21 protein-coding genes and 1 pseudogene are annotated in these 16,277 nt (G+C 38.1%); 16 read left to right on the top strand and 6 right to left on the bottom strand.

From position 1 onward, the window contains the following. Nucleotides 1–101 precede the first annotated feature (101 nt). The 9 genes and pseudogenes from ABWT76_RS24145 to ABWT76_RS24105 all read left to right on the top strand — a co-directional run bounded on the left by ABWT76_RS24145 (nt 102) and on the right by ABWT76_RS24105 (nt 8,756). Nucleotides 102–1,322 carry a CoxE gene (locus ABWT76_RS24145; RefSeq protein ID WP_354635064.1) on the top strand — a complete coding sequence of 407 codons (1,221 nt, stop codon included), beginning with the start codon at nt 102–104 and terminating at the stop codon, nt 1,320–1,322. An 82-nt stretch (nt 1,323–1,404) separates the two neighbouring features. Then, a complete protein-coding gene (locus ABWT76_RS24140; protein WP_354635063.1) occupies nt 1,405–1,614 on the top strand; it encodes a 2-oxoisovalerate dehydrogenase E1 subunit beta in 210 nt (69 codons plus the stop codon). Continuing rightward, nucleotides 1,611–1,853, top strand: coding sequence for a type II toxin-antitoxin system HicA family toxin (locus ABWT76_RS24135; protein WP_354635062.1), 243 nt, complete (start codon nt 1,611–1,613; stop codon nt 1,851–1,853). Before ABWT76_RS24140 ends, ABWT76_RS24135 begins: the two co-directional genes overlap by 4 nt. 101 nt (nt 1,854–1,954) lie before the next feature. Further along, nucleotides 1,955–2,380, top strand: a complete 426-nt coding sequence (locus ABWT76_RS24130; protein WP_199317400.1) for a hypothetical protein — start codon at nt 1,955–1,957, stop codon at nt 2,378–2,380. Nucleotides 2,381–2,411: 31 nt separating this feature from the next. Further along, the gene (locus ABWT76_RS24125; protein WP_354635061.1) at nt 2,412–2,906 is read left to right on the top strand and encodes a hypothetical protein; all 495 of its coding nucleotides are present in this window, start codon (nt 2,412–2,414) and stop codon (nt 2,904–2,906) included. A gap of 172 nt (nt 2,907–3,078) precedes the next feature. Next, nucleotides 3,079–4,088 (top strand): annotated as a pseudogene (locus ABWT76_RS24120) (transposase). Nucleotides 4,089–4,488: 400 nt separating this feature from the next. Then, nucleotides 4,489–6,669 carry a HEAT repeat domain-containing protein gene (locus tag ABWT76_RS24115; RefSeq protein ID WP_354635060.1) on the top strand — a complete coding sequence of 727 codons (2,181 nt, stop codon included), beginning with the start codon at nt 4,489–4,491 and terminating at the stop codon, nt 6,667–6,669. 494 nt (nt 6,670–7,163) lie between these two features. Further along, on the top strand, nt 7,164–7,475 hold the full coding sequence (locus ABWT76_RS24110) for a hypothetical protein (RefSeq protein ID WP_156331440.1): 312 nt from the start codon (nt 7,164–7,166) through the stop codon (nt 7,473–7,475). Nucleotides 7,476–7,520: 45 nt separating this feature from the next. Beyond that, nucleotides 7,521–8,756 (top strand): DUF58 domain-containing protein, encoded by a 1,236-nt coding sequence (locus ABWT76_RS24105; protein ID WP_054464278.1) that lies wholly within the window; start codon nt 7,521–7,523, stop codon nt 8,754–8,756. Nucleotides 8,757–9,100: 344 nt separating this feature from the next. Here the strand turns inward: ABWT76_RS24105 and ABWT76_RS24100 are convergent, their stop codons facing one another. Further along, the gene (locus tag ABWT76_RS24100; RefSeq protein WP_156331441.1) at nt 9,101–9,295 is read right to left on the bottom strand and encodes a hypothetical protein; all 195 of its coding nucleotides are present in this window, start codon (nt 9,293–9,295) and stop codon (nt 9,101–9,103) included. A gap of 91 nt (nt 9,296–9,386) precedes the next feature. On the opposite strand from ABWT76_RS24100, the gene ABWT76_RS24095 reads away from it, so the two are divergent. The 6 genes from ABWT76_RS24095 to ABWT76_RS24070 all read left to right on the top strand — a co-directional run bounded on the left by ABWT76_RS24095 (nt 9,387) and on the right by ABWT76_RS24070 (nt 11,885). Further along, nucleotides 9,387–9,521, top strand: a complete 135-nt coding sequence (locus tag ABWT76_RS24095; RefSeq protein WP_255353123.1) for a hypothetical protein — start codon at nt 9,387–9,389, stop codon at nt 9,519–9,521. Nucleotides 9,522–9,906: 385 nt separating this feature from the next. After that, nucleotides 9,907–10,083 carry a PIN domain-containing protein gene (locus tag ABWT76_RS24090; protein WP_354635059.1) on the top strand — a complete coding sequence of 59 codons (177 nt, stop codon included), beginning with the start codon at nt 9,907–9,909 and terminating at the stop codon, nt 10,081–10,083. A 207-nt stretch (nt 10,084–10,290) separates the two neighbouring features. Further along, nucleotides 10,291–10,587: a hypothetical protein gene (locus tag ABWT76_RS24085; RefSeq protein WP_354635058.1), complete on the top strand. Its 297-nt coding sequence runs from the start codon at nt 10,291–10,293 to the stop codon at nt 10,585–10,587. A gap of 2 nt (nt 10,588–10,589) precedes the next feature. Continuing rightward, on the top strand, nt 10,590–10,994 hold the full coding sequence (locus ABWT76_RS24080) for a type II toxin-antitoxin system VapC family toxin (protein WP_354635057.1): 405 nt from the start codon (nt 10,590–10,592) through the stop codon (nt 10,992–10,994). A 182-nt stretch (nt 10,995–11,176) separates the two neighbouring features. After that, complete coding sequence (locus ABWT76_RS24075) at nt 11,177–11,473, top strand: hypothetical protein (protein ID WP_354635056.1); 297 nt, start codon at nt 11,177–11,179, stop codon at nt 11,471–11,473. Nucleotides 11,474–11,504: 31 nt separating this feature from the next. Next, a complete protein-coding gene (locus ABWT76_RS24070) occupies nt 11,505–11,885 on the top strand; it encodes a PIN domain-containing protein (RefSeq protein ID WP_354635055.1) in 381 nt (126 codons plus the stop codon). 286 nt (nt 11,886–12,171) lie between these two features. On the opposite strand, the gene ABWT76_RS24065 is transcribed toward ABWT76_RS24070, so the two are convergent. From ABWT76_RS24065 to ABWT76_RS24055, 3 genes are all read right to left on the bottom strand, one after another. After that, the gene (locus ABWT76_RS24065; RefSeq protein ID WP_190879184.1) at nt 12,172–13,152 is read right to left on the bottom strand and encodes an MvdC/MvdD family ATP grasp protein; all 981 of its coding nucleotides are present in this window, start codon (nt 13,150–13,152) and stop codon (nt 12,172–12,174) included. Nucleotides 13,153–13,160: 8 nt separating this feature from the next. Then, nucleotides 13,161–13,727, bottom strand: coding sequence for a GNAT family protein (locus ABWT76_RS24060; RefSeq protein ID WP_354635054.1), 567 nt, complete (start codon nt 13,725–13,727; stop codon nt 13,161–13,163). Between the two features lie 78 nt (nt 13,728–13,805). Continuing rightward, the gene (locus tag ABWT76_RS24055) at nt 13,806–14,036 is read right to left on the bottom strand and encodes a hypothetical protein (RefSeq protein WP_190879188.1); all 231 of its coding nucleotides are present in this window, start codon (nt 14,034–14,036) and stop codon (nt 13,806–13,808) included. A gap of 205 nt (nt 14,037–14,241) precedes the next feature. Here ABWT76_RS24055 and ABWT76_RS24050 point away from each other — a divergent pair, with 205 nt between their 5' ends. Then, complete coding sequence (locus ABWT76_RS24050) at nt 14,242–15,612, top strand: ATP-binding protein (protein WP_354635053.1); 1,371 nt, start codon at nt 14,242–14,244, stop codon at nt 15,610–15,612. Nucleotides 15,613–15,727: 115 nt separating this feature from the next. Here ABWT76_RS24050 and ABWT76_RS24045 read toward each other — a convergent pair whose 3' ends face one another. Next, nucleotides 15,728–15,967, bottom strand: a complete 240-nt coding sequence (locus ABWT76_RS24045; protein WP_054464184.1) for a type II toxin-antitoxin system HicA family toxin — start codon at nt 15,965–15,967, stop codon at nt 15,728–15,730. Beyond that, nucleotides 15,960–16,226, bottom strand: coding sequence for a type II toxin-antitoxin system HicB family antitoxin (locus tag ABWT76_RS24040; protein WP_354635052.1), 267 nt, complete (start codon nt 16,224–16,226; stop codon nt 15,960–15,962). The genes ABWT76_RS24045 and ABWT76_RS24040 overlap by 8 nt, the downstream gene beginning before the upstream one ends. Nucleotides 16,227–16,277: the final 51 nt, after the last annotated feature.

Below are 16,277 nucleotides of genomic sequence, written 5' to 3'. Positions count from 1 at the left end.
CCCAACCTCCCTGATTAGATCCCCCCAACCCCCCTTAAAAAGGGGGGCTAGAAGGGCTAGACGGGATCTGTTGCATAATTTATTTAAAGTGGTACAATCCGATGCAAGTTAATGATTTGCCTTTGCGAGATTTGTTCGATCACCTCCGGGAGGTTGGCTTTGTTTTGGGCATTGATGACTATCAAATGTTGCTACAATCTTTGATGGCGGGTTTTGGTTTAGCTGACAAACAGGCTTTAGGGAGATTGTGCAAAACTTTATGGGTTAAGTCCCAGAAAGAAAGCGAGATTTTTGACTATTATTTTGACGCTTACTTTAAGAGTTATTTTATCGAGGGAATGGGAGAACCAATTCTTAAGGAAACGGTGGCATTAACCCCAATTTTACCCCCAAATGTTCCGCAAAAAACTGAGGATAATTTAACTTCAGATACTTCAAAGCCAGAACTACAACCAATAACCGATTCTAGTCCGTCACCGAGTCCATCACCGAGTCCGTCACCGAGTCCATCACCCAGTCCGTCATTGAAAAAAGATGAGCAATCTGTTACAGGATTGACTCAGGATTTTGTCGTAAATACGGATACGGATTTGGCGCCAGAAATTCCTTTAAAATTTCAGGATGAGGTACAGGTTGCCAAAAGCAAACAAAGGGAGTTCAGTTATCTTTTGTTGGCGGATTATTTGCCGGTGACGGGTCGGGAGATGAAACAAAATTGGCGTTATTTACGCCGCACAATCCGCGAAGGCCCAAAGGTTGAAGTGGATGTGGTAGCGACGATAAAACAGATTTCTCAAGAGGGATTTTTCTTGAATCCCGTGTTAGTTCCCCGACGATTTAATCGAGTGGAATTGGTTTTGTTGTTGGATATTGATGGTTCAATGGTGGCATTTCATCGGTTGGGAGATAGAATTAAGGAAACGGCAATGCGGGGGGGACGGTTAGGTCGATCGCAGGTGTATTATTTCCACAATTGTCCGGTGAATTTTCTCTATCGCGATCGCGCCCGATTAGACTATTTAACGATTGATAAAGTGTTGGATAGATTATCGCCGATATATTCCTCTGTATTGATTTTTAGTGATGCCGGGGCAGCCCGGGGAGGCTATAGTGAAGAAAGACTAGAATTTACGGAAAAATTTATCCGGCAGTTGCGAGAAAAGTTACGCTATATGGCGTGGTTGAACCCGGTTCCCCAAGACCGTTGGGCTGGGACAAGTGCGGGATTAATTGCTCAGTTTATGCCTATGTTTGAATGCGATAAAATTGGTTTAAAAAATGCCATTAAAGTGTTACGGGGTAATTTGGTAATTACTGGTTAATTACTGGTGACTAGGTTTTTCCTGGGAACATGGATTAAGACGATCGATATATTGGAGGTTAATATTGGAGGTTATGTCAGCGATGAATGAAATTATTTTTTTGGTAGAACTTGATCTCGAATCTGGATATATTGCCAAAGCCCTAGGGGAATCGATTATTACCCAAGCTGATGATTTGGAAACTCTCAAGACAGAAATTAAAGATGCCGTTCGCTGTCATTTTCCTGATGAAGCATTACGGCCTAAAATAATTAGGCTGCATATTGTCCAAGAGGAGGTGATTGCATCGTGAAATTACCTAGGGATCTATCCGGTCAAGATTTAGTCAAATCTCTCAAAATATTTGGTTATGAGGTTAGCCATCAAACCGGGAGCCATATTCGATTAACTACACAGCAACAGGGAGAACATCACATTACTATTCCGGCTCATAATCCTTTAAAAATTGGTACATTAAATGCCATTTTAAAAGATGTAGCGAATCACTTGGGTTTAGATCGAGAAGAGTTACGAAATCAATTATTTAGTTAATCTAGATTTACTCCTGGTTCCCAGGCAGAGCCTAGGAACGAGGGATTCTTGATATAAACTTGATATAAAATTGAACAGTTAATCAAAGCGAGAAAACATCAGTGGCGATCGATAATAATATCAATGGTCAACCCATAGAACCTAAAGAGTCTGTTAATGGACTTAAGCAAGTTGTACTATCTACAACACTATACACATTTGGCAACAAACAGAGTCCTCGTACACCACGTCAGGGTAAAGATATTGCGGTTGAAAATAATCAGGTTCAACCAACCCAACCCCCAACAGGTGCATCAACTTTTGCAGATATTGACTCTGCACCTTTGACCGGACACTATCATAGACTAGAGAAAAATACTCTGTTGCCTGAAGGTCTTGACGTAATCGCTGATGGCCGAGATGTTGGCGGTCCTCATTCACCAACTCATCATACTATCTATCCTAACCGAAAAATGCTATTCACAGAATTTGTGGATAAATTTCTAAACAGTGGGTGGGTTTACGTTGGGAAGAAAGAACTAAAATAACTTAAAACCTAAAAAGTAAAAAAGGAGAATTATGCTAAGTCAACAATTAACTGCTCAAAATATTGACTTGTGGCAATCCGTTGTCACCAGAGAATTAGGCTATATTCAGAGTCGTCAAGAATTTCTGAACAGTTGTACAGATCGAGTAGCTATGCTTCAACAAGGATTACAAAATCCCAGAGAAAGAGGGACGGCATTACGATTATTTTTTTACCTAAATTTATCAGAACGTCAGCGTTTATTCAATGATTTAGTCTCTTTAGCTACTGTTGCTCATGCCGATATTGAACTATGCCGAGAAGCGATTCTTTCTCTGCCGAAAAATTGGTTATTAGCCAATATTGAAAACAGTGCAGAGGAGTGGTTGACTGATGGGACGCATGAAGAGTATCGGCGGTTATTAGAACTGTATATTAAGATTGACCATTGCCTGACTGAAAGGTTAGCGCAACGAGCGTTACAACATGAAGATCCAGATGTTAGAGAAGCCGGAGAATATTTTCAAAAATATCTGAAAAAAAGATAATTTAGCATCAGCTTTATAACGTAGATTGGGCATTGGGTTCCTACATGAACAGGACTTACGCAGTGACGCTATATGTAGCGTACTAAGGAGAAGCGCGATCGCCAACCCCAAAAAAATCTGGAAATGGAGAATAATGAATGTTAAAATAGCATCAGAATTCATGCCCAAAACTATGAGCATCAATTATTTATACTATTGCCAGTATCTCCTGACTAGCCAAATCAATTATACTCTAACCAACTTCGCTGAACATATTCAAGAGTTTAGCCATGATACAATTAATCGTTACTTGAATTCAGAAAACTTAACACCCGAAGTGATTTGGGAAAAAGTGCATTCAGAACTTCCTCGCCATCCCGAAGCTTGTTTGGTTTTTGATGATACGGTACTCGACAAGAGATTTTCCTCGAAAATTGAACTTGTCCGCCGTCAATATAGTGGCAATGAACATCGAGTGATTCGAGGAATTGGTTTAATAAGCTGTATTTATGTAAATCCCGAAACGGGATACTATTCAGTGATTGATTATCGAATTTACGATCCAGATGGGGATGGTCACACCAAGCTGGATCATGTAGCAGATATGCTGAATGATGTCGTCTTTAAAAAAAAGATTCCTGTAGCGAAAGTGCTTATAGCTGGTATGCAGCCCAAAAGCTAATGGCTTTGATTGATAATTTGGGGAAAATTTATTATGTTCCGCTCAAAAAAAACCGGTTGGTTGATGATACAGGAGGTCAAAAAAAATATCAGCCTATTGAACAGTTAATTTGGTCTGAGATTGAAAAAAAACAGGGAAAAATAATCAAAATCAACAAATTTCCTAAGGATAAAAAAGTCAAACTATTTCGGGTGACTGTTTCTGCCAACAGAACGGAATATGTAGCTACAAATGATTTAAATCAGTCTTCAATAGATGAAGTCATATCTGAATGTAAACGGCGATGGAAAATTGAGGAATTCCACCGAGAGATTAAACAATTAACCGGGATCGAATCTTGTCAATGCCGTCGAGCGAATATTCAAAAAAATCACATTGCTTGCGCTTTATTGGTTTGGGTTTTTCTGACTCGTATGGCTAAGAAAGTTTCTCAAACTGTCTATCAGTTAAAAGCTGGTTTATTAGCAGATTACCTGAGCCAAGAGCTTAAACATCCCTCTCTGAAACTTTCTTTTATTTAGTTTACTCATCAATTCAAACACAGATTGATTCTCTTTATTATCAGCGATTTGCACGTAGCGTGCCGGAAGCATATCGTGCTTCTGTCTGAATCAAGCGATCGCCTGATCCTTAATGCGCTATATATAGCGTCCTTGCGTAAGTCCTGATGAAATAAAGCAATGCTTAACAGAAAAATGTTGGGTTTCGTTCCTCAACCCAACCTACGAGGAGTTTACTCACAGATCAATGTTGGGTTTCGTTCCTCAACCCAACCTACGAGGAGTTTACTCACAGATCATATCAGAAGAAAAACTGTCATTCCCGCGAAGGCGGGAATCCAAGGATTTACGGCGCGGAACGAAAAGTGCAATTAATTATGTTCACCTACTTAAATAATCAGAATAATATTATTAATTAACTATGAAACTTGATGCTGCCCAACGGCGAATTGCTGCTTTTAAAAAAAGGTTTAGTGATGCCCATGTTTATTTAGCTTACCATGCGGCTTTACCCTTGGCTTTAACCCCGGATTTACTCTATTGTATCTGGGGAAATTTTCAACGAGATATTGAGCAGAAACCGCTAGGGATTCCTTGGATTGCGGTTTCTGATTTAATTCTTTCTAGTCTTTGTGATGAGGTGGGGGATGAACTTTATGAAATGGATAGTACAGTTCGTCAAGAGTTGCTGAACCAGTTTAAAAATCATCCTAAGTTTACGGAAAAACGCTTGCAAGAAGTGGCGGGGTTGTTGCTGGCTTATGTACGGCGGGATTTAGATCATCCTGATTTCTATTATAAAGATTTTGCGGAGTCTCAAACTTGGGCGGCTTTAGCTTATATTAATCCGCAAGAGTCCGTGAGACGGTTGGTGGCAGCTTTTGAACGGGCGCTTGGAGAGAATCCAGCGGATTTAATGCGCTTGGTTTCTCTGACGGAAATGCTGCATCAACCGATTCCAGAGTTTGAAAAGTTACTGATTTTTGCCCGCGCAATGGGGCATTATCGCCGCAAGAGATATGAGGAGGCAAAAGGTGAAGTTATTCAGTTAACGATTAAAGGCGATCGAGTTGATTTGGGGAATAATATTACTATCTCTATTCCCCCAGAGTTGTTGGAACTGATTGCCAGTCCCCCGGATACTCCCCAGGATGAAGCAACTCAGAATCAAATCGCTGAGTTGCTTAAAGTTATCGAAACTACTCATAGTGAATCTACCCGTTGGCAAGCGATAGAGAGTTTAGGGAAAATCGGACAAGGCAATCCAGCGGCGATCGCGGGTTTGGTTAAAGTTATTGAAACTACTCAGAATGAATATACCCGTAGGCAGGCAGCCGAGACTTTAGGGAAAATCGGACAAGGCATTCCTATTGTGATCGCGGGTTTGGTTAAACTTATCGAAACTACTCAGGATCAATATACCCGGATTCAGGCAGCAGAGAGTTTATGGAAAATCGATCCAGGCAATCCAGGGGCGATCGCGGGTTTGGTTAAAGTTATCCAAACTACTCAGGATGACAATATCCGTATTCAGGCAGCAGTGAGTTTAGGGAAAATCGGACAAGGCAATCTAGAGGCGATCGCGGGTTTGGTTAAAGTTATCCAAACTACTCAGGATGACAATATCCGTATTCAGGCAGCAGTGAGTTTAGGGAAAATCGGACAAGGCAATCTAGAGGCGATCGCGGGTTTGGTTAAAGTTATCCAAACTACTCAGGATGACAATATCCGTATTCAGGCAGCAGTGAGTTTAGAGGAAATCGATCCAGGCAATCCAGGGGCGATCGCGGGTTTGGTTAAAGTTATCGAAACTACTCAGGATCAATATACCCGGATTCAGGCAGCAGAGAGTTTATGGAAAATCGATCCAGGCAATCCAGGGGCGATCGCGGGTTTGGTTAAAGTTATCCAAACTACTCAGAATGAATATATCCGTAGGCTGGCAATTCGGAGTTTAGAGAAAATCGGACAAGGCAATCAAGAGGCGATCGCGGGTTTGCTTAAAGTTATCGAAACCACTCGAAATGAAAATACCCGTAGGGAGGCAATTGAGAGTTTAGGGAAAATCGGACAAGGCAATCAAGAGGCGATCGCGGGTTTGCTTAAAGTTATCGAAACTACTCAGGATGAAAATACCCGTTTGCAAGCAGCAGAGAGTTTAGAGAAAATCGGACAAGGCAATCAAGAGGCGATCGCGGGTTTGGTTAAAGTTATCAAAACTACTCCGAATGAATATATCCGTAGGCTGGCAATTCGGAGTTTAGAGAAAATCGGACAAGGCAATCAAGAGGCGATCGCGGGTTTGCTTAAAGTTATCCAAACTACTCAGAATAAATATACCCGGATTCAGGCAGCAGAGAGTTTATGGAAAATCGATCCAGGCAATCTAGAGGCGATCGCGGGTTTGGTTAAAGTTATCAAAACTACTCGGAATGAATATACCCGTGGGGAGGCAGCAGAGAGTTTAGGGAAAATCGATCCAGGCAATCTAGAGGCGATCGCGGGTTTGGTTAAAGTTATCAAAACTACTCAGAATAAAAATATCCGTTTGCGAGCGATAGAGAGTTTAAGAAAAATAGACCCTGGAAATCCTCATTTATAAACAATATCTTCAGCAACTTATAAGTAGGTGAACATAATTAATTGCACTTTTCGTTCTCCGCCGATAGGCTTTGGATTCCCGCCTTCGCGGGAATGACAGTTTTTCTTTTGATATGGTCTGTGGTGCATTTATTTCTGCCCACCTACTTAACAGGGTATTCCTGTGTCCGGTGGTTTATATGTCAATAAAATGGCCAAGCTATTGATAAATGAATGGGTTTTAATTGCGATCTGAATTTGGTGGGGCGACCCAAGTCGGACAGATAGGCGAATAGAAACCCATCCCCGGTTTGATTTTTTATTTTATTTATTTTATATATTTTATATAATTGTAGGGGCGAAGCATGACCGCAAATAATTTATCGGTTAAAACTAGAAATTTATTCCGGTCATGCTTCGCCCTAAACCCCATGTTTTTATACCCAGAAACCGGGTTTCTTCTGGGCTACCAACAGTTATCTTTGTCACCGAAAAAAGAAACCCGGTTTCTTAGACTTGAAAAGCGGAGATTTTCTGCGGGAATGCGATCGCCCCTACAGGCAGATATATTATTATGATTATCCCGGAGGGCGAAGCATTCCCGTATATAGGTTATTGGTGAAAAGCGGAGACTTTTTGCGGGAATGCTTCGCCCCTACTTGGCAGAAAAGCGATCGCATATACCCAGAAACCGGGTTTCTTCTGGGCTACCAACAGTTATCTTTATCACCCAAAAAAGAAACCCGGTTTCTTAGAGTTGGCAGAAAAGCGATCGCCCCTACAGGCAGATGGGAGTTTTCCGACCGCATAAAGTTAAGATTGTCCTAGAAAATCCCTTTATAGACGTAGCAACAAGGCCGAATAAACATGGATATGAATCACAGCGATCGCATCTCTACCAAAAAAGCCCGTGAGAAAATCCGCCACAAAATTGCCAACTGGCTGGAAACTCGGTGGGCCACACCCGCTTATGCCGGTTGGTTACTGTTGGCTTTGGCGATTTTCTTCTTTGGGGCGGCTACTAATACTATGTCCGGTTGGTTGTATGTGATTAGTGGGGTGACGATCGCACTTTTATCGATCGCTGCGGTGTTGCCCGTGCGATCGCTGCGTTCTTTGCAACTTCACCGTATTTCTACTCAACCCATTAGCGCGGGGGATGACCTCAGAATTGAAATAGAAATTACCAATCCTACGTCCCAACCGAAAACTCTATTACAAATCCAAGATATTTTACCTTGGGTCTTGGGCGAACCCGTAACCACCGCGATCGAAGAAATTCCCGCAAATCAGGTTTATCGCTGGGTTTATTATCAACCAACCCAACGACGGGGAGTTTACCATTGGCATGAAGTCCAACTGAGAACCGGAACTCCTTTGGGCTTATTTTGGTGTCGGCGATCGCGCCAAGTCCCGGCAACGGCGATCGTTTATCCCAAAGTTTTACCCTTAAACACCTGTCCCCTGATCGAAAATATCGGCGATCAAGAAACCAACCAAAATCAAAGCGATCGCCGATTCCATAACGCCAACGAAGGAATCACCCGGAACCTGAGACCCTACCGCTATGGCGATCCGATCCGCATGGTTCACTGGCGTAGTAGTGCGCGTTACGGAGAACTCCGCGTCCGAGAATTAGAAACTTCCACCGGGGGACAAGAAGTAGCGATCGCCCTTGATAGTGGCAGTCCGTGGAATTTTGACTACTTTGAACAAGCGGTCATTGCCGCTGCCTCGCTATATTTTTACGCCAGTCGAAATCAAATGAATGTCCGACTTTGGACTGCCACCACAGGTTTAGTTCATGGCAACCGCCGAGTTTTGGAAACTTTAGCCGCCACCAATGCCCAAGAACCGACCTCAGCAGAATTACCCAGTATTCCTGTAATTTGGCTCACCCAAAATCCAGAAAGTCTTAATAATTTACCTCCGGGCAGTCGTTGGGTATTCTGGCCGAACTTAGAGGCAAAGAAACCGGGTTTCTATAAGAATGTTGGTGGGGTGGCAGAGATTATACAAAGAAACCCGGTTTCTCATCAGACTTTCCCCGGCATCCAAATTGACCCAGAGCGATCGCTGCAACTGCAACTGCAATCGAGGAGCAAATAATTCCCGCTTACCAGCAGAAGGATCAAATAAAATTTCCCGCAAAAATTTCCCGCAAAAATTTCCCGCAAAAATTTCCCGCAAAAATTTCCCGCAAAATCTGTAATTTCTCCGATGATAGGTGAAACCCCTTATGTACTATGTTATAGTATGTATAATTGATACTCCCTCTTAGGAAAATTTTCCCTCGACTGCATCCACTAACGGAACCATTGAGTAATCCTTTGTCAGTGCCAGTCGAGAGATTGTCCAGTGTAGTTTAATATGATCTTTGTTTTCTGCACCCTCGTCCACCCTCGCCCACCCTCGCCCACCCAAGACCTGCGCCTCGTCCACTCAAATTCTAATCATTTTTGTGATTCAGGCATCAGTTTTGATGACTTCCAGTGGCGTAGACTGAGATTAATCTTATGACTTACCTCCTTTTTGCGAGAATGGCGATCGCTAGAGATGGTCTGAACGGGCAATAAAAAAAGAATATTTTCCCCGGTAGCCCGGTTTGAGGGAGTGTCATTACCGTTAGCCACTTGAAACAGTGGCACATAACGGGGTCTGAAACTTATGAGTATTTTCTACATTCTATTTATATAGAGTTTCTGGCTGATACTGCTCTGATATGGGAGACACCCAATTATGTTACAAAAATTTATTCAAGCGGCGATTATTACCGGCTTACTTCAGTTAGTCCTCAACCTGAGTCCGCCGAAAGCTTCGACCAGCGTTAATATGAACTTATCTCAAGTTTTATCCATGCTTGCGGTTGATTAGCTCCTTTAATTTTCGCTATTAAACAAATGGCAACTTTTATTTTTCAAAATTATGCAAAAGGGTTCAGAGTAATCTGAGCCCTTTTGTTATTGGTTATTGATTATTGATTATTGGGTAGGGATTCTTTGGGTAGGGATTCTTTGGTTGCTCTCCCCCGCACCAGAAGCACCAGAAGCACCAGAAGCACCAGAAGATCCTCTGCCCCTCTGCTCCACACCCCGTTGCCCCTTCCCTAGGAGATGATTTGGCAATTTTAGAAAAAGCCGCCGAAGTTCATAAGCCACTGCGGTCTTGGGGTCTCCCCAAGTAGAGAAGCCAGTGCGATCTTGGGGTCTCCCCAAGTAGAGAAGCCACTGCGGTCTTGGGGTCTCCCCAAGTAGAGCAAGTGGCGTCAACTGGCGCCAAGTGGCGTGCTAATCTAAGATTAAGAGGTTTACCGATTCAAGCTGAAGATATTTTAATTGCGGCGACTGCGATAGTCAAAGATTTAATTGTGGTTTCTAATAATACTGATTTAGCCAGAGTTAAGGGGTTAAATTTAGAGAATTGGTCAGACTTATAAAGCGATCGCACTTTTCCCACAAACAAGCGATCGCACCCCTAACCCTAAAAATTCTCTTACCAATAATGGTAATTAGTGATAAGTGTAACCGCAAGGATATTTGGAGATGTCTATGTTAGGATAGATGAGCGATCGCATTATCGCATTATATGGCCGAAAATTAAAAAATCTGATATAATAGTCATCAACAGTAGCGAGGTACTAATTATGTTATCAACAGATATTAGACAAGAATCAATAGTTAAAAGAATTGAAAATATCGTTTCCATTTTGATGGAGGAAGATCCTTTATTCAAAGAGGATCTGAATTATTCAGAAATCGTGGCACACTTAGCTGAAGTGTTTGAGAAATGCTTATCTTTTGAAGAATTTAATAGTATATCAGAGGAAAGCTTAAAAAATCGTTGTGATAAAATGATGGCGGTACAAGTTTTGGCTAAAATAGGTGAAGATTTTACCCCTGAGCAAATGGCTATTTTTGAAGACGCAATTAAACGGAAATAATTATGAATTATTTATTAGATACTAATATCGTGTCTTTGGCAATTAAGCAAAATATTCAAATTTTGCAAAAAATTTTAGCTGTTGATGCTAAAGAAGAAAATATTTTTATTAGCTGTATAACTTACTTTGAAATTAGGAGAGGATTTTTAGCTGTTAATGCTCCTAAACAACGGGCAAGATTTGAGGATTTTTGTCAAAAATATCCGATTATTCTTTTAGATGATTTGGCAATTTTAGAAAAAGCCGCCGAGATCCATGCTAATTTAAGATTAAGGGGTTTACCGATTCAAACTGAAGATATCTTAATTGCGGCGACTGCGATAGTCAAAGATTTAATTGTGGTTTCTAATGATACTGATTTAGCTAGGGTTGAGGGTTTGAATTTAGAGAATTGGGTAGCTTTATAAAGCGATCGCACCCCTAACCCTAACAATTCTCTTACCAATAATGGTAATTAGTGATAATTGTAACCGCAAGGATATTTGGAGATGTCTATGTTAGGATAGATGAGCGATCGCATTATCGCATGATATGGCCGAAAATTCAAAAACCTGATATAATAGTCATCAACGGTAGAGAGGTAATAATTATGTTATCAACAGATATTAGACAAGAATCAATGGTTAAAAGAATTGAAAATATCGTTTCCCTTTTGATGGAAGAGGATCCTTTATTCAAGGAGGATCTGAATTATTCAGAAATGGTAAAGCTTTTAGTTAAGTTATTTGAAGATAATTTACCTTTTGATGAGTTTAATAGTATGTCAGATGAAGAATTGAAACAACATTCACGTGGCATATTAGCCATAGAACTTTTATCAAAGATTGGAGAAAATTTTACTCCCGAACAAATGGCAATTTTTGAAGACGCGATTAAACGAAAATAGGCGATCATGGATTACTTATTTGATACTAATATTGTTTCTTTTAGCTATTAAGAATAATATCTCAATTAATCAAAAAATTAGAGAACTTAAAGCTCAAAGAAAAAGCATCTTTATGAGTTGCATAACTTATTTTGAAATTAGGAGAGGATTTTTAGCTGTTGATGCTCCTAAACAACGGGCAAGATTTGAGGATTTTTGTCACAGATATCCGATTATTCTTTTAGATGATTTGGCAATATTAGAAAAAGCTGCTGAAATCCATGCTAACCTGAGATTAAGGGGTTTACCGATTCAAACTGAGGATATTTTAATTGCGGCGACTGCGATAATTAAAGATTTAATTGTGGTTTCTAATGATACTGACTTAGCTAGGGTTGAGGGTTTGAATTTAGAGAATTGGGTGGATTTATAAAATTTTATTAATCAACTGATTTTTAACAAATGTAGCAGCATGGCATCGTTAATTTATTCTTATTTTACTAATAAATAACCTAAAAAATGCGATGCCCAAACCCATCAATAATTGATAATTAAATTAATGATTTAAATCACAAAATTGGGGCATGATATTTTAAAATTTAACTGTATGTATCATATTTGATGTTGTCATGCCCCTACAATGTAAATTTAAGGTGGGCAGTGTATCTAAATTGTTAGTGATAATAAAACATTAAAAAAGCATTGCCCACCCTACAAACTTATTTGACTTTTGATATTAACAATAAATCAATCATTGCTTCACTTAGTTTTCCGTTAGCAACTTCATCCACCCATTGCCATTGACCATTACAATTATTTTCTAGGAAAATATATTCATTATTAGGAGTAACAATAAAATCCATTGCTGAAAAAACTAAGCCTTGATGGTTAACAAATTGAAAAATTTGTTTTTTTAAAATATCAGGAATTTCTACTAATTCTTGTTTCATGTTTGCTGGTGATAACCCCCTAAAGTCAATCCGAGAAAGCTCGTTATCTTGAGAATATATTGCTAAAGCAAAAATGCGATCGCCAATAACATTAATTCTTAACTCATAAGTTTTTTCTATATATTCTTGAAATAAAGTAGGACAAATTTTTATTCCTTCTATATTGTCTTTAACTTCATTAATATCAATAAGACGAGTATAAAAAGGAAAAATATGTCCATCAATTTCAAAACTAGGCTCATCTAAACTTTTTGTGCAAACTTTTGGATTTTTTTCAAAAAAATTAAGCACTTCTTGAGGATTATTTGTCACTAAAGTTTTCGGGATTTTTATACCTAATTTTTTAGCTAATTGTAGTTGTTGTAATTTAATTCTAGCTCGATGGAGAGAAGGTAAAGGATTAACCCACATTGCTGTATCATGAGTACAAAAATAAAGTCCTCTTAAAAGAGCATTACATTGAGATTTAATAAAGGCTTGACTTCCTTCTTCCAAATGAGAAACTTCTATATCTTTTGGTCTTCTAAACCAGACACTTAAAACATCTTGACTGTTAAAAATACGTTGAGAATCAACAATTTTAACATCAAAATCAGAACCATTACTTGTTATTTCTGTGTTTGACCACAAATCTTCTGTATTTAATCTGATGACTCTATCTTGTAAATTACGGTGATTAAGTTTATAAATCACTAAATCCGCATGAGAATCTTCTTTAGAAGTTACAATTAAAATTATTTGTTTTGACATAATATTCTTTAGTAATTTAATTTGGCGAATGTTTGACAAATACGGCTATCAAGAAATTCATTTTTTAGCAAAGAATAAATTTTGACATCTACAAATTCTTGTGTAATATAATTAAAAGCGTGTTGTCTTAAAATTCCTTCTAATTGAAAGCCAGAACTTGCTAATAGTTGAAAACTCGGAAAGTTAAAACTATAAACTTGACAAGTAACTTTATTCATTTTCATTTCTAAAAAAATATATTTTAGAAAAAAGTAAAGTCCAACCGATCCATAACCTTTAGCTAGTAAATCTGGATCGACTCCTCCAACTAAAGAACATCTTTTTGTTTGACGATCTTCTATTAAAATATTACCAAAAACAATTTGGCTAAGAGTTTTCAAATCATAAACCATCAGACGATTGACATCTGGATATTGACCATAAATTTTTTGATTTATATATTGTTCTTTATCAAGATTAGGATTATGTAAATTTAAGTCAAATGGTAATGACCACTTATCAGATAAAAAACACTTTAGATAAAATTCCCGATCTATTTCAGCTACAGCGTTTCTAAGTTGTAGATTTTGAAACATATTTAATGCTAAAATTGTATTTTATCAAGGTGGTTCTAAGAATAGATAGAACCACCCTAGAAGAATTAAAATCTCATTTTAATCAGTACCTTTATCATCATTAGAGTTATCGCTATCGGTATTAATTAGGCCAGTTGTACCCGCTACTGAACTTGTTGTAGTAGGTTCACTTGGTCCTCCCATTTCTATTAATGATGAAACTTGAGTTTTGGGATTATAATCCCATTGATCGGGTATAGGTTCATATCCTCTTTTTTCCAGATCAAATTCATCACGGGTAAGCATTGCGATTGGTGTTGCTGTTTTCATATTTGATTATCCTTTCGTCCTTTGTTTCTAGCTTAAACCTAGTTTTTATCAAGATAATCTACTTATTGCTCTGATTCCAATACCAAAAAAACGGATTTTTACGGGTGTTTTGTTACAAAGTGTTAAGCAAAAATACGGAAAAATACGGAAAAATCGGGATCAAGGTAAGCTATAATAGTTGTAACCTTTACCCTATATGGCTTTTATGAATGTAACGGAAATTTTACAATTTGTGGATGGCCTAGTTTATCAACACACCGGAAAACACCTCGATGATGTGCAGAGGGCTGTGGTTAAAGGATCTTATGAAGGAGACACCTATAATGAGATTGGCGAAAAGAATCATTTTAATAAAAGTCATGTTGGTGAAGTGGGGGGTGACTTATGGAAACTTTTGTCTGAAGCTTTAGGTGAGGATATAAAAAAAACTAATTGTCGCTCTGTATTAGAAAGAGTATATATTCAATCATGTGACAATTCTTTAAATGTTTATAATATTAATGGAAATAATAATGTATATCCTCCACAGATATTAGACAATAATTTTCAAAAAAATAATACTCAAAAAAGTGAGCCTCATAAGAAGTCAATATCAGCTTATCGCGATTTAATCTTAGCGCCTAAAGTAATCAAATTTTCTAACAGAGAAACTGAATTACAAACCCTTTATAACTGGATATTTAATCAAAATACTCCTTTAATCTCGGTTTTAGGATTATCAGGAATTGGCAAAACTTCTTTAGTGAGAAGATTTATTGATTTAAACTTAGATAGCTTTGAAGTCATTATTTGGAAAAATCTTGAATTAACTCCCTCCTTAAATCAAATTATCGCCGAAATATTAACCACAGTTGAAACTCCAGAAAATTTAAATAATTCGCCGGTTTGCCAGTTATTAACTTTATTAAAAGAAAAGCGATGTTTAATCATTATTGATGATGTGCAGCATATCTTTACTCCGGGACAATTTGCTGGACAATATCAAGCTGAATCTAAAGATTATCAAAAGTTTTTCACAACGATCGCTGAAACAGAGCATCAAAGTAATATTATATTAATCAGTCAAGAAAAATGTGCTGAGATGCAATGTTTAGACGATCGCCTATATCCCGTTAAAGCTTTAGAATTATTAGGTTTAGATGACATTAATATTTTAGACAATACAGGTTTAAATAATCAAGATAGTTGGTTAAAATTAATTCAGCTTTATCAAGGTAATCCCACTTACTTAAAAGATATTGCCAGGTTAATTCAAGATGTTTATGATGGTGATGCAGCAGATTTTTTGGCAGAAAATAGCTTGGTTATTACTCAAAATATGCAATTTTGTTTTAATAATTTATTTCACAGATTGTCACCAATAGAACAGCAAATAATTTTAGAGTTCAGTAAATTAGATCGACCTATGTCGAGAGAAGAGTTAAAAGAAAATTTAGCTTTGTCTTCAGTGGATTTTGTTAAGGGTTTACAATCTTTACAATACAGATATATAGTTACAAAAATTAAGTCAGATAAAATTTTGTTTAAATTGTCTCCAGTATTTAGTGAATATGTGAGAAATTATTGCCAAGATTGATTGACGATCGCGTAAATAACGGCAAAGAAACCAAGAAACCGGGTTTCTGCCTCCAATTTTTGCCACAATACCGAGATTTAAAATAAGAAACCCGGTTTCTGAGACTCCACGCTGATTATTTAATGAAAATTTCAATTTCCTCATCGGTGAAACCAAATTGTCTAAAAATTCTTAAAACATAAGCAGGAGACATTTCTTTTGCCCCCATATCAATCGGCACAATTCTTTTTAGGTCTTGAAACTCTCGAATGTATAAAGAATGGTCTCCTTTTCCTTCTCGATAAAATTCACAACCGGCTTTTTCCAAAATTTTAATCAGTTGTTTGGGTTTGAGGGCAGGTATATTTTTAGGCATACACTTTCCTCAATTCATAAACATCTGTTTTTTCCTCTTGGTCTTCTATGGTTAAAAATTCATGGAGTTCTTGAATTGATATAGATCCAGAATAAACATCACTTTCTGATTGATATATCTCTTCCATAGAGGCGATCGCTTCTTGAAGTCGATCAATCGCCTCTTCTGGACTATTGCCTTGCCCAACTAAGCCATTCTCTAAACATAATGAAACCCAATATTCTTGGCTTTTTCTTAAAATAACCGTATAAAAATTCATAGTCGTTGATTTCGTCTGTTGAAATTTTCCCTATTATAACTTACAGTCAAC

Source organism: Planktothricoides raciborskii GIHE-MW2 (genome assembly GCF_040564635.1).
In the GTDB taxonomy this organism is placed as follows: Bacteria; Cyanobacteriota; Cyanobacteriia; order Cyanobacteriales; family Laspinemataceae; genus Planktothricoides; species Planktothricoides raciborskii.
Note: the sequence above shows the minus strand (reverse complement) of the source record. Positions and strands in the feature narration are given on the sequence as shown.

Bases quoted from the DNA above. Each gene is read 5' to 3' on its own strand.
- ABWT76_RS24045 (WP_054464184.1), bottom strand. From the start codon at position 15,967: ATGCCTAAAAATATACCTGCCCTCAAACCCAAACAACTGATTAAAATT.
- ABWT76_RS24050 (WP_354635053.1), top strand. From the start codon at position 14,242: ATGAATGTAACGGAAATTTTACAATTTGTGGATGGCCTAGTTTATCAA.
- ABWT76_RS24065 (WP_190879184.1), bottom strand. From the start codon at position 13,152: ATGTCAAAACAAATAATTTTAATTGTAACTTCTAAAGAAGATTCTCAT.
- ABWT76_RS24095 (WP_255353123.1), top strand. From the start codon at position 9,387: ATGTTACAAAAATTTATTCAAGCGGCGATTATTACCGGCTTACTTCAG.
- ABWT76_RS24055 (WP_190879188.1), bottom strand. From the start codon at position 14,036: ATGAAAACAGCAACACCAATCGCAATGCTTACCCGTGATGAATTTGAT.
- ABWT76_RS24115 (WP_354635060.1), top strand. From the start codon at position 4,489: ATGAAACTTGATGCTGCCCAACGGCGAATTGCTGCTTTTAAAAAAAGG.
- ABWT76_RS24080 (WP_354635057.1), top strand. From the start codon at position 10,590: ATGAATTATTTATTAGATACTAATATCGTGTCTTTGGCAATTAAGCAA.
- ABWT76_RS24040 (WP_354635052.1), bottom strand. From the start codon at position 16,226: ATGAATTTTTATACGGTTATTTTAAGAAAAAGCCAAGAATATTGGGTT.
- ABWT76_RS24085 (WP_354635058.1), top strand. From the start codon at position 10,291: ATGTTATCAACAGATATTAGACAAGAATCAATAGTTAAAAGAATTGAA.
- ABWT76_RS24145 (WP_354635064.1), top strand. From the start codon at position 102: ATGCAAGTTAATGATTTGCCTTTGCGAGATTTGTTCGATCACCTCCGG.
- ABWT76_RS24105 (WP_054464278.1), top strand. From the start codon at position 7,521: ATGAATCACAGCGATCGCATCTCTACCAAAAAAGCCCGTGAGAAAATC.
- ABWT76_RS24125 (WP_354635061.1), top strand. From the start codon at position 2,412: ATGCTAAGTCAACAATTAACTGCTCAAAATATTGACTTGTGGCAATCC.
- ABWT76_RS24060 (WP_354635054.1), bottom strand. From the start codon at position 13,727: ATGTTTCAAAATCTACAACTTAGAAACGCTGTAGCTGAAATAGATCGG.
- ABWT76_RS24075 (WP_354635056.1), top strand. From the start codon at position 11,177: ATGTTATCAACAGATATTAGACAAGAATCAATGGTTAAAAGAATTGAA.
- ABWT76_RS24140 (WP_354635063.1), top strand. From the start codon at position 1,405: ATGAATGAAATTATTTTTTTGGTAGAACTTGATCTCGAATCTGGATAT.